General features: G+C 39.7%; 12 protein-coding genes. All 12 read right to left on the bottom strand.

Annotated features, from left to right (window positions below):
• Positions 1-266: 266 nt before the first annotated feature.
• Positions 267-1,175 carry a UTP--glucose-1-phosphate uridylyltransferase GalU gene (galU, locus tag AOG26_RS16945; RefSeq protein WP_054563589.1) on the bottom strand — a complete coding sequence of 303 codons (909 nt, stop codon included), beginning with the start codon at positions 1,173-1,175 and terminating at the stop codon, positions 267-269.
• Between the two features lie 289 nt (positions 1,176-1,464).
• Entirely contained in the window at positions 1,465-2,421 is a 957-nt protein-coding gene (locus AOG26_RS16940; protein WP_054563588.1) for a DHHA1 domain-containing protein, read from the bottom strand.
• A gap of 107 nt (positions 2,422-2,528) precedes the next feature.
• Positions 2,529-3,128, bottom strand: a complete 600-nt coding sequence (cysC, locus tag AOG26_RS16935) for an adenylyl-sulfate kinase (RefSeq protein ID WP_054563587.1) — start codon at positions 3,126-3,128, stop codon at positions 2,529-2,531.
• A gap of 49 nt (positions 3,129-3,177) precedes the next feature.
• Complete coding sequence (locus AOG26_RS16930) at positions 3,178-3,525, bottom strand: four helix bundle protein (RefSeq protein ID WP_054563586.1); 348 nt, start codon at positions 3,523-3,525, stop codon at positions 3,178-3,180.
• A 370-nt stretch (positions 3,526-3,895) separates the two neighbouring features.
• On the bottom strand, positions 3,896-5,623 hold the full coding sequence (locus tag AOG26_RS16925; RefSeq protein WP_054563585.1) for an SLC13 family permease: 1,728 nt from the start codon (positions 5,621-5,623) through the stop codon (positions 3,896-3,898).
• 29 nt (positions 5,624-5,652) lie between these two features.
• Positions 5,653-6,945: an oligosaccharide flippase family protein gene (locus AOG26_RS20600; protein ID WP_082401725.1), complete on the bottom strand. Its 1,293-nt coding sequence runs from the start codon at positions 6,943-6,945 to the stop codon at positions 5,653-5,655.
• 35 nt (positions 6,946-6,980) lie between these two features.
• Entirely contained in the window at positions 6,981-8,147 is a 1,167-nt protein-coding gene (locus AOG26_RS16915; RefSeq protein WP_054563583.1) for a nucleotide sugar dehydrogenase, read from the bottom strand.
• A gap of 16 nt (positions 8,148-8,163) precedes the next feature.
• On the bottom strand, positions 8,164-9,564 hold the full coding sequence (locus AOG26_RS16910; protein WP_054563582.1) for an undecaprenyl-phosphate glucose phosphotransferase: 1,401 nt from the start codon (positions 9,562-9,564) through the stop codon (positions 8,164-8,166).
• Between the two features lie 9 nt (positions 9,565-9,573).
• Entirely contained in the window at positions 9,574-10,452 is an 879-nt protein-coding gene (gene rfbD, locus AOG26_RS16905) for a dTDP-4-dehydrorhamnose reductase (RefSeq protein ID WP_054563581.1), read from the bottom strand.
• Positions 10,453-10,986, bottom strand: coding sequence for a dTDP-4-dehydrorhamnose 3,5-epimerase (gene rfbC / locus AOG26_RS16900; protein WP_054563580.1), 534 nt, complete (start codon positions 10,984-10,986; stop codon positions 10,453-10,455).
• A 1-nt stretch (position 10,987) separates the two neighbouring features.
• The gene (gene rfbA / locus AOG26_RS16895; RefSeq protein WP_054563579.1) at positions 10,988-11,866 is read right to left on the bottom strand and encodes a glucose-1-phosphate thymidylyltransferase RfbA; all 879 of its coding nucleotides are present in this window, start codon (positions 11,864-11,866) and stop codon (positions 10,988-10,990) included.
• Positions 11,867-11,878: 12 nt separating this feature from the next.
• A complete protein-coding gene (gene rfbB / locus AOG26_RS16890) occupies positions 11,879-12,946 on the bottom strand; it encodes a dTDP-glucose 4,6-dehydratase (protein WP_054563578.1) in 1,068 nt (355 codons plus the stop codon).
• Positions 12,947-12,957: the final 11 nt, after the last annotated feature.

The following is a 12,957-nucleotide window of genomic DNA, read 5'->3' as shown; positions in this document are numbered from 1 at the left end:
TAGGTGCTAGGTGCTAGGTGCTAGGTGCTAGGTGCTAGGTGCTAGGTGCTAGGTGCTAGGTGCTAGGTGCTAGGTGCTAGGTGCTAGGTGCTAGGTGCTAGGTGCTAGGTGAACAAGATTTTATTGGGGGTGGGATAAAGCAAGTGGTTAAAAGCAATTTACTAACTTCTAACCACTAAATTCTGACATCTAACTTCTGAAGTCTTATATCTATCGTCTGACCTCTGAAATCTAATATCTAACCTCTAATATCTAATATCTTCTTTTTAAACCGCTTTTAAATGTCGCTCTGCTGGCGCTACCATTTCGGTTACAAAATCAGTGAATTCTTCACCTAAGTTTTCGTCACGCATGCTGTATTCAACAATCGCCTTTAAGTAGCCAAGTTTGTCACCGCAGTCGTGAGCACGACCACTCATGTGGAATGCCTCAACGATTTCGTGCTTCATTAACTCATCGATAGCATCGGTAAGCTGAATTTCGCCACCTGCACCCGCTGGTGTTTTAGCAAGTAATGGCCAAATCGCTTTAGAAAGAACATAACGGCCTACAACTGCAAGGTTAGATGGTGCTTCTTCAGCTTTAGGCTTTTCGACCATGGTTTTAATTGGCGCACTCTCGCCCGCTTTAATTTTAACGCCGCCGATGTCAGCAATACCATATTTATGTACGTTTTCTTGTGGTACTGGCTCTAGCATGATTTGGCTTGCTTTAACTTCATTAAAGCGCTTAATCATAGCAGCAATATTTTCGGTTTTTTGATCTGCTGTATAGCTATCTAAAATAACATCTGGCAGTACTACAACAAAATCGTCATCGCCAACAATTGGTTTTGCACACATAACAGCATGGCCTAATCCTTTAGCCTCGCCTTGGCGTACGTGCATAATGGTTACATCTGATGGGCAGATAGAACGTACTTCTTCAAGCAAGGTACGCTTTACGCGCTTTTCTAGGGTTGCCTCAAGCTCAAAGCTCGTATCAAAGTGGTTTTCAATAGCATTTTTTGAACTATGAGTAACCAATACAACTTCTTTAATACCCGCAGCAACACATTCGTTTACTATGTATTGAATAAGTGGTTTATCAACCAGTGGCAGCATTTCTTTAGGAATAGCCTTTGTCATCGGTAACATACGCGTACCAAGGCCTGCAACAGGAATGACAGCTTTCATAATGTTTAGTCCCTTAATTATTGTGGTAAGAATAAATAATTACAAAGTATGAGTTATTAACTCATTTTGCGCAATAGTAAAAAAAGATTTATAACCAAGTTAGCAGTAATAATATTGACGGAGGATGAACAAGAACCGATAGGTTCTAGGATTTAGGAGCTAGGAGCTAGGAGCTAGGAGCTAGGAGCTAGGAGCTAGGAGCTAGGAGCTAGGAGCTAGGAGCTAGGAGCTAGGAGCTAGGAGCTAGGAGCTAAAAGATGCTAGTGGCTAGGGTGCCACTAGCAAGGGTTTAGTTATAAAAATTAACTAGAGTAGTAATAAACTGTTCAACTTGTTGTTGCTCTAGTTCATTAATACCTGCCGCTGCTGCGCGGCCGCCGCCGGTGGCAAATTGACTGCACACATCAACAGCGCCTTGTTTATTATTAAGTGGCGCTCTTACACTTACGGTATAGCTTCCTTTATTATTATAGGTAAGTACTGCATGGGCTTTATTAGGTGCTTGGTTTGCAAGGTCGTTACCTAATACGCCACTTACACGGCGCGCCCATGGGGCGTCATCAAGTAAAATAACCTTAGCTGTATCGCAATTATGTAAAACCTCAGCGTCAGCCGCTTTTTGCATATCAGCTTTGTAAGCTTTTTCTAATACGTAATAAACCGACTCTTGGTCGTTAATGGCATCAAGCGGTGACTTATATTTTAGTAGCTCGTTGAATAAGTCTGCTGGCGCAAAGTGCAAATCGGCTACCTCACTGCCATAGCCGTTATAGTTAATATAAGTGCCAAATGCTTTAAGTTGTGACTTTTCGAGGTCTGTTAAACCTAGTTTATCGGCTTCGCTGTCAGCTTTTGCAAATAAATTATCGCCATAAGCAGCTGTTATAGCCCATAAATGATACTGCTTATCGATAAGATCGCTCACAATTAAGCTAGTACACATGTTTGCATCTAAATCGATATGGGCAAATAAGTTTGCATGGTTTGGAATATCACCCGCTTTATGATGATCTACATACATAACACGTGCACCTACGCATAGAGCATCATGCAACTCTGCCATGTTTTTTTCCATCGAAATATCAAGTACACGAATATTATCACCGGCTTTTGGGGTAATTTTTTTTAGTAGTTGAATATCACGTTTAACGCCTGTTACTTTAACGCTCTCTGTTGGGTTGGCGAGCTGTAACTGTAAAAGTGCGATGATGCCATCGGCATCACCGTTAAAAATATCGTAGTTCATAAAATCTCAAAGAATAATAGAAGGTAGAGATTAGAAATCAGATTACAGATGTTAGAAGTTAGACGTCAGAGATTAGATATCAGATTTTAGACGTCAGGTTTCTGGCTCTAGATTTCTATAATCCCTGCTTCGCGTAAATAACCAATAATTTGTTCAACACTTTGCTCAATGCTTTGCTCAGCTGTTTTCACGTGAATCTCTGGTTGCTCTGGTGCATCAAACGCAGAGCTGATACCTGTAAAATTAGGGATCTCACCTGCACGGGCTTTTTTGTATAAACCTTTAGGGTCACGGCTTTCGCAAACCTCTAATGGTGTATCAATAAATACTTCTACAAATTCACCCTGGTTCATAATGCTGCGAGCACGAGCACGGTCTTCTTTAAACGGTGAAATAAACGCCGTTGATACAATTAAACCCGCATCAACAAACAACTTAGCTACTTCGCTAATGCGACGAATATTTTCAATGCGGTCTTCATCGCTAAAAGTAAGGCCCTTGTTTAAGCCCATGCGTACATTGTCGCCATCAAGCAGATAAGTATGGCAACCTAATTCAAATAACTTAGCCTCAACCGCATTCGCAATAGTCGACTTACCAGAGCCACTTAATCCCGTATACCAAAGTAATACCGGCTTATGCCCTTTATGTTGTTCTTTTTCAGCACGCGAAACAGTTTGATCGTGCCATACAATGTTCTCGGTCATGGTACCTCTTGGGTTCAGATTTCAGATTTCAGATTTCAGATTTCAGATTTCAGATTTCAGAGTCAAAACGATTCTTTAAACTTGTCAGCATAGCAGCTAACTCTTTTGACTCTGCAATCCAGCTTAAAGCAACTTCACGCTCTATATAACCAACCTCTGAACCAATGTAAATTTGAGTTCTAGCTTCAGCTAAAGAAGCTCTCGCAATATCAATAAAGCGACTCTTTTCTTTAAAGCTGTCTCTACAGACTCCCTCTGCAATATTACTTGGCACTGAAAGGCCTGAACGAGTAAGTTGGCTCCTGAAAGCATAATCATTTAATTGAGAAGTGGTTTTATAAATTTCTGCACTTAATTTAACAGCTCTTTTCCAAACATCTAACTTTTCAAAATTCATCGCAGCTCAGCTCCTTCTGATATCTGACTTCTAATATCTTACCTCTATAAAGTTCGATTTAAAACGTAAAACACAGTGCATTTACTTTAGAATACTGAGAGGTATGTGATAAGGAACGATGGGCAGAACTTTATATTTGTATATGTCACATGCTAATCGTGATGACTTCTTCCACACATCCATTTGTTCAAATTTCATAATTAGTCCCTTCGCCATTAAGTGAAATCCATTCACCACTAAACCTTATCGCAAAATAAACCTAGCGCCTAGAGCCTGAAGACATATTTCTACCTTACGCCTAGCGTCCTAGCATCCTAGCGCTTAGCGCCTATTACCTAGCCCCTAGTACCTAGCGCCTAGTACCTTATACCTAAAACGGAAAAAACACAGGTATCAGGGTCAGTACCACCAGGCTGTAGGTGATTGAGATCGGTAGGCCGAATTTTATGAAATCGGTTAGCTTGTAGTTGCCGGCATTGTAAACCATTAGATTGGTTTGGTAGCCGTAAGGGCTAATAAAACTGCCACTCGCGGCAAAGGCTACTGCAAGTACAAATGGCATGTAACTTACGCCTAAGCCTTGAGCTATGGTAAATGCAATGGGGAATGTAAGCGCTGCAGCTGCATTATTAGTAATTAGCTCTGTAAATAATAGAGTAAGTAAAAATACACCAATAAAGGCTATATAAACGCTTTGCCCGGCAAGTAAGCCTTCGACTTGCTCGGCTATTAGTTTAGATACACCTGAATTATCTAGGGCTGTAGCTAGGGTTAAAGCGCTCATTACAATAAGCCAAAGCTCTAACGGAAAGCGTCGCTTAATTTCGTTTAGCGATAAACAACGGCAACCCACCAGCACGGCTAGGTAAAAAATAAAGCTTTTTAATAAGCTAATATCAAAAATTAACGAGCCCGCAATGGTTGCCACAAAGCCCCAAGTAACAATGCGCTCTTTTAAGCCTTTAAGCATGTTGTCGGCTTTTACGCCGCTAAGTATAAAAAAGTTTTTAGTTAAGTTAGTACGTTTTGCAAAGTCAGGGCCAACCGCAAGAATCAAAAAGTCACCACTTTGAATGGTAATATCGCCCAGCTTACCCGAGAGCTTCTCACCTTCGCGGCGCACTGCAACTACAGCGGCATCGAACCTTGCGCGAAAGCCCGCAGTTTTTAGTGTTTTACCTACCACTGCTGCACCCGGTTTAATGACTACTTCGGTTAAGTTATCGCGCAGTAAACCATCTTGCTCTGCAAATAAACTCAAACCTTCAAATTGCTGCAGCACCAGAACTTTAGTGACATCGCCCGAAAAAATAAGTTTATCGCCTTCACGGATCATCTGCGTTGGCGCTACTGGCGAAATTAAGCGGTTATCGCGAACCACTTCAACTAAAAATAGTGACTCTAAGCTACGTAAGCCATTTTGCTCTACTGTTTTACCTATCAGCGGTGAGCCAGCATTCACTTTAGCTTCTACAAAGTAATCGCTAGTAGTCTCATCTTTACATACTTTACCTTTTAAGCGGTTTATAGTGAGTGCCATTACCAATACACAAGCAGCGACGGCAGCTAAGCCTATAGGTAAAAAGTCAAAAAATTTAAAGCCCTCGGCACCGCGTTCAATCAGCATAGAGTTAACGATTAAGTTAGTTGAGGTGCCAATTAACGTGAGGGTTCCGCCTAAAATAGCGGCATAAGAAAGGGGCAGTAAAAGTTTGGTTGGGGCAATGAGTTTATTATTTTTAACTGGGCTAATTAAAGTAGCAACCACCGCGGTATTATTTAAAAAGCCAGAAGCTACAATCGTTGCCAATAAAGTTCTGACATAAGACTTAACCACAGAGCCATTAAATAAAACATTGGCTAGTTTGCGTAAAAAGCTGGTGCGCTCAAAGGCAAATGCACAAACAACCAATAAGAGGAGTGTAACCAAACCAGGGTTAACTGCATTATTCAAAAGCTGTTCGGTAGCAACTAAGTTCGTAGCAAAGCACGCTAAACAAGCTGCTGCAAAAACACGCTCAGGAAATTTTTGAAATTTAATTAAGCCTACAATGGTTGCAATAAAAATAACCAATATAAACCATTGCTGTAAAATCATTCAAATATCCTTATTCGTAGCTCGCCAAATCATATCTTCTGCCAAAACTTTAAGGTATTAAACCCCAATCGCTTTTTAACAAAATAAACCGCTAGTAAGTTTTGTAAGCTAATAAAAAATGCAGTTGCAACTGCTGCTCCAACTGCACCAAACAGTTTAGTAAAGATAGGCACGCTAATTAAAACACCAAAACCACTAATGAGAGTGACTAAACGCATATCGCGTTCATGGCCGCTCATCATGAGTAAAAAGCCAACCGAGCCTGTTACTACATTAACCGCTTGCCCAAGTACTAATATTTGTAAAATAACAGCTCCTTGTTTAAATTCATCACCAAAAAGCCCCATTAAAAATTCTGGGAACAGTAACATAAATAACACAATGGGTAATGCACTTAGTACGAGTAACCTGATAGAAAACAAAGCTGTTTTTCTAATGCCAACATCATCCCCCTTAGCATGAAAGGCCGAAAATTTTGGCGCAACAACTAAATTTACCGCCATTAGAATAAATGTTGTTAACATTGCTATACGTTGCGCTACGCTGAAAAAGGCGACACTTTCAGCTAAAAGGTAAAACCCTACAACAAGTTGCGGTAACCATTGAATAAGCTGGTTCATGACAGTTATTGACCAATTAGCCCTTGCACTATCCCAGAATAACTTCTTATCCAAACTATTGGTTCTACGGGGTAACTTCTTAATGGCTATGAGATAAAATAATAATGCGGTTAAAGTAACAGAGGAGGTGAAGAGTAAACCTATATTACCAATGTCGTTCCCAATATATACAATAAGAAACGCACAGATCATAAAGTGAACTATATTTTGACATGGTATACTCAAAAAAACTTTATGTCTTGCCTGCAAGCTCATGGCAATAATAAAAATTGCACTCACTCCAATAACAGAAGGTGAAATGCCTTCAAGTATAGCTCCCAGTAATGGCTTATTCATGTACTCAGCAACACTATTAGATGAAACATATAGTAGCAAAGCCAAAAAAATTGACAAAGTTAGCGAGTAAAGCAAAGCGTAATTTAAGATCTCTTTAACGCTCCCCCCATGATTACTTTTTTGAGAACTGAATCTAAGAACTGTCGTGGGTAACCCTAAACGTGCAATTGCAGAGGTCAGCATAATAATTGCTAAACTAAGAAAAAAAACGCCTGCTCTCTCACTACCTAACTCTCTGGCCACTATCAAATTGAACAAAAAGGCGGTCAAAGCCCCAAATATTCTAATAAATAAAGCTAATAAAGTATTTAACAACGTATGACGATGCTCTTTATCAGCAAGTAACGCTTTAATTTTAGACTTCATTCAATTAAGACTATTCAGAGGTTGCATTATTAAGATTAATCATTACCGAACAAATCTCGGCTATATACTTTAGCAGCAACATCACTCAACTCTTCAGCCATGCGGTTAGACACGATTACATCAGAGATACTCTTAAGCTCATCAAGATCTTTAATCACACGTGAGTTAAAGAATGCATCTCCCTCAAAGGTTGGCTCGTAAACTACCACTTCAATGCCTTTCGCCTTGATGCGTTTCATAATGCCTTGAATGGCCGATGCTCTAAAGTTGTCTGAGCCTGACTTCATGACTAAACGATAAATCCCCACCACTTTTGGATTACGTGCTAGGATAGAGTTAGCAATAAAATCTTTACGAGTCGTATTAGCATCAACAATTGCGCGAATCATATTATTCGGAACATCTTGATAATTAGCTAGTAATTGTTTGGTATCTTTTGGTAAGCAGTAACCACCATAACCAAACGACGGGTTGTTATAATGCTTACCTATACGCGGGTCTAGGCCAACACCTTGAATAATTTGTTTAGCATCCAACCCATGAATTTCAGCATAGCTATCTAACTCATTAAAGTAAGCCACACGCATTGCAAGATAAGTATTAGAAAATAGTTTTATTGCCTCCGCTTCAGTAGAATCAGTAAACAGAATATCAATGTTTTCTTTAACAGCCCCGTCAGCTAGTAGGTTAGCAAAAGTTTCAGCGCGTTCACTTTGTTCACCAACAATTATGCGTGACGGGTGTAAGTTATCGTAAAGCGCCTTTCCTTCGCGCAAAAACTCTGGCGAGAAAATTATATTGTCAGTACCAAACTTCTCGCTAACAGATTTTGTGTAACCAACAGGCACTGTTGACTTAATAATCATGGTTGCGGTTGGGTTGATGTCTAAAACATCTGTAATTACAGACTCTACAGTTCGAGTATTAAAGTAATTAGTTTCAGGGTCATAATCGGTAGGTGTCGCAATTACTACAAACTCAGCTTCACTAAGAGCTAAATGCTTATCAGTGGTTGCAATAAAGTCTAATTGGTCATTTTGTAAAAAATTACTTATTTCAGCATCTACTATCGGTGATTTTTTTTCACATAGGAGTGCCACTTTCTCTTTATCTATATCTAATGCAATCACTCTGTTTTTTTGTGCTAATAACATCGCATTAGACAGGCCAACATAGCCTGTTCCAACTACAGCAATTTTCATGTTTTTTCCTTAAATTTTAATACGCATTTTTATTAACAAAGCCTTTAAAAATAGTTAAAAACACTATTTTTAAATCGAAGAACAATGACCAATTTCGAATGTACTCTAGATCAAACTCTATGCGTTTTTCCATTTTATCTAATGTATCGGTTTCGCCGCGCCAACCATTTATTTGCGCCCAACCAGTAATGCCTGGTTTAACCTTATGGCGTAACATGTAACCATCAACAAGTTTACGATATTCTTCGTTATGAGCTACAGCATGAGGCCTTGGGCCTACAATCGACATTTGCCCTTGTAATACATTAATAAACTGAGGCAGTTCATCTAAGCTCGTTTTACGAATAAACTGGCCTATAGGTGTAAAGCGCGAATCATTTTTTGTGGCTTGGGTTACTTTCGCGCCGTCTTCCATTACGTTCATCGAGCGGAACTTCCATACCTTAATCGGTTTACCATCAATACCGTAACGGTTTTGTTTAAAGAATACCGGCCCTTTAGAGGTAAACTTAACCGCAAGGGCTAACCCCAGTAAAACAGGGGATATCATTATTAAAATAAGTGTAGAGAGTACAATATCTTCAATGCGCTTAATTATGGCATTGCTACCATCGAGCGGTGAGTCATAAATACTTATTGTAGGTATACCCATAATGGTATCGCTACGTGAGTGCAATAACTGATAGGTGAATACATCAGGCACAATGTAAACACTTGCGGTGCTATCTGCTAACTCTTTAACTAGCCACTTACGGCGCTCATAAGCTTGTGGTGGTAGTACAATGTAAACACGATCTATGCCGCCCTCTTTGCAGTCAGCAACTAACTGCTCTAAATTACCAATAGTTTGCGCCGCAACTAATTTTTGCTTTGGTGCTGCGTCATCGTAATAACCACCAAAAACTAATCCAAAACTTGAATTAGCGATAATATTATTTGCTAGTTGTTGACCTAACGTACCTGCCCCTGCAATAACAACCGAGCGGGTATTAATACCTTGAGAGCGAAGCGCTCGTAAAATAAGGCGCAATACAACACGATAGACACACAACGAAACTAATACAGATACAAACCAGTAAAACTGAAGCCCTTCGGGGTTGAGATATTGCGGCGCTAAAAAGTTGACACTTAAAAATAAAATTGCCGCACTAACAAACCAGTGCGAAATAGTCTTTTTAAGTTCTTTATAAATAGATAGGCCACGCCAAGATATATAAAGCTTGTCGAGCTCACTAGTAAAGTGAAATAAAAACACAGCAAGTAGTGCCGCGGTTGTGTGCTGCAGTAACCAAGGCAGCCCTTGTAATGCAACGGTACCCCACAAGCAACCGACAATAATACTGATATCCAAAATTCTTTGAATAAATGCAACAATTGTTGCGTTACTTTGTAAAATCCCTAAATTCTTATGCGGCATTTTGTTCTTCTACTTGTTAAGCTTTTTTATTACAGTTTTTAGTGAGTCTTGCCAGTGACTAGCATTAGGCAAGTTTAATAAAGATAGCCTATTATCCTGCATAACGGAATATTTAGGTCGCTTTGCTGGTGTAGGAAACTGCTCGGTCGTTAGTTTATTCAACTTAGGTATTGAAAAATCGGTATTTAATTTAGCTTTAACTGCAAAAATTGATTCTGCAAACTCAAACCAAGACACAGCTTTATCGCCACAAAAATGGTAAAGCCCATAATCGCTAAAATCACCACTTTCAATTCGCGTCACTAGAGCAACAATCAAAGCAGCTAAATCACCAGCGTAGGTCGGGCAGCCATGTTGATCAGCCACTATACCTAACTCATCACGCTCGCTAGCTAAGCGCAGCATAGTTTTCACAAAGTTATTGCCGTATTCACTAAATACCCATGCTGTACGAATAACAATATGCTTTGAGGTAATCGCCTTAATAGCCTGCTCACCAGCTAGTTTTGTTTGCCCATATACCCCTTGCGGCGATGTAGCGTCAGTTGGTAAATAAGGTTCAGTCGCATTGCCATCAAAAACATAATCGGTAGATACATGAATTAACGGTATATCAAGCATAGCAGCTGCATATGCTAAATTTTCTGGACCTTGGCAATTTACAGCATGTGCCAGTTCAGGCTCATTTTCGGCTTTATCAACCGCCGTATAGGCAGCACAATTAACTATTACATTAGGTTTAACTGTATTAACTATTTTTTGCACTGCAGCTTTACAGGTAATATCAAGCTCTTTGCTCGATAAAGCAGTCAGCTCTATAGAATCACATATGCGATCTTGAAAGCAAAGGCCTAACTGGCCATTTGCTCCGGTAAGAAGTACCTTCATTTATAAGTCCTTTAATAATCCGGCTTCTAAATCTTTAGCTGATAAAGATGGCTCAAAATCAATTGGCCAATCTATGGCTAAGTCTGGGTCATTCCAGCAAATAGCACCTTCATCGCTTGGGTCGTAATAGTCTGTGCATTTATATTCAAAATCAGCTGTGTCGCTAAGCACTACAAAGCCATGAGCAAAGCCTGGGGGTACCCAAAATTGCTTTTTATTATCGCCTGTTAAAAGTACGCCTTCCCACTGGCCAAAGGTTGGCGAGCCTTTACGAATATCGACCGCTACATCAAACACTTCGCCGGTAACAACGCGTACTAACTTGCCCTGTGGCTTGGTCTTTTGAAAATGCAGCCCTCTTAAAACCCCTTTACAAGAACGACTATGGTTGTCTTGTACAAAGGCTAGTCCATCACCAATAACACTTGCATAACGCTCAGCTTGAAAGGTTTCTAAAAAAAAGCCTCTATCGTCACCAAACACCTTTGGCTCAATAATTTTAACTTCAGGTATTTTTGTATCTACAATATTCATGTTATCTATCTTTTACTAAATTTAATAAATACTGGCCATAGCCGGTCTTTTTAAGGTTATTGCCCGCAGTTATAACTTGCTCTTTACTTAACCAGCCTTTTTGTAAGGCTATTTCTTCAAGGCAAGCAACCTTTAAACCTTGGCGGTGTTCTATTGTTTGTACAAATTGGCCTGCCTCAATTAAAGAGTCATGGGTACCAGTATCTAACCAAGCAAAACCGCGCCCTAAAACATTCACGTTTAGGTCTCCGCGATTAAGGTAAACGTTATTTACATCTGTAATTTCAAGCTCACCACGAGGCGATGGTTTAATATTACGAGCAATTTCTACTACATCGTTATCGTAAAAATAAAGCCCTGTTACAGCATAATTTGATTTTGGCTGTGCTGGCTTTTCTTCAATGCTGGTAGCAATACCATTTTCATCAAAGTCAACTACGCCAAAACGTTCAGGATCTGTTACATGGTAGCCAAATACAGTAGCACCGCTGTCACGTGAAACAGCTGACGCTAATTGTGCACCAAAGCTTTGTCCGTAAAAAATATTATCACCTAAAACTAGGCAAACATTGTCGTCGCCAATAAAATCAGCACCAATAGTAAAGGCTTGCGCTAAACCATCAGGGCTTGGCTGTACAGCATAACTAATATTAATACCAAACTGGCTACCGTCAGCTAATAAACGTTCAAAAGCTGGCATATCTTCAGGGGTAGAGATAATTAACACATCTTGAATACCCGCTAGCATTAATACCGAAAGCGGGTAAAAAATCATTGGCTTATCGTAAATTGGTAAAAGCTGCTTAGACACCCCTTGAGTAATAGGGTGCAAACGAGTACCAGAACCACCTGCTAAAATTATTCCTTTATATTTTTTCATTTTATTCATCCTTTATTTTGTATTTTCGCCAATGCGGTCAAGTTTGTAGTCGCCATTTAACACACGCTGCCACCAATTTGTATTGGCTAGGTACCACTCAACAGTTTTACGCATACCTGTTTCAAAAGTTTCTTCAGGTACCCAGTTTAGCTCTTGTTGCATTTTAGTAGCATCAATTGCATATCGTACATCGTGGCCTGGGCGGTCTTTTACAAAGGTAATAAGATCTTTGTAATTAGTGATACCTTCAGGTTTATTCGGTACAAGTTCTTCAAGTAATTCGCAAATAGTGTGGACTACTTCAATGTTTTGTTTTTCGTTATGACCACCAATATTATATGTTTCGCCTACTTTGCCTTCGGTTACTACCTTGTATAAAGCGCGAGCGTGGTCTTCAACAAATAACCAATCACGAATTTGTTTACCATCACCGTAAACAGGTAAAGACTTACCATGTAATGCATTTAAAATAACATGTGGGATAAGCTTTTCAGGGAAGTGGTAAGGCCCATAATTATTTGAACAGTTAGTTACAACAATAGGTAAACCATATGTTCTACCCCACGCTCTTACTAAATGGTCAGATCCAGCTTTACTCGCCGAATAAGGGCTGCTTGGCGCATAAGGGGTTTGCTCGGTAAATAGGTCATCGGTACCTTCAAGGTCACCATACACTTCGTCTGTTGAAATATGATGAAACTTAAACTTAGCTTGCGTATCAGCAGTTAAATTTTGCCAGTGGTGTCTTGCACATTCCAACATATTGAATGTACCAATTACATTCGTGTTTATGAAAGCACCAGGTCCTTCGATAGAGCGGTCAACATGGCTTTCGGCTGCTAAATGCATTACTAAATCAGGCTTATATTGGTCGAACACTTGTTTAAGCGCTTGATAGTCACAAATATCAACTTGCTGAAAAATATAACGCTCAGATTGCAACTTACTAGGAATTGACTCTAAATTACCCGCATAAGTAAGTGCATCTACATTAATAACTGTATTATTTGTATTTTCAAGAATGTGCCTTACAACAGCGCTACCAATAAAGCCCGCGCCACCTGTTACTAAAATATTCATAACCTAAAATC

Source organism: Pseudoalteromonas sp. UCD-33C (assembly GCF_001306895.1).
Taxonomy (GTDB): domain Bacteria; phylum Pseudomonadota; class Gammaproteobacteria; order Enterobacterales; family Alteromonadaceae; genus Pseudoalteromonas.
Note: the sequence above shows the minus strand (reverse complement) of the source record. Positions and strands in the feature narration are given on the sequence as shown.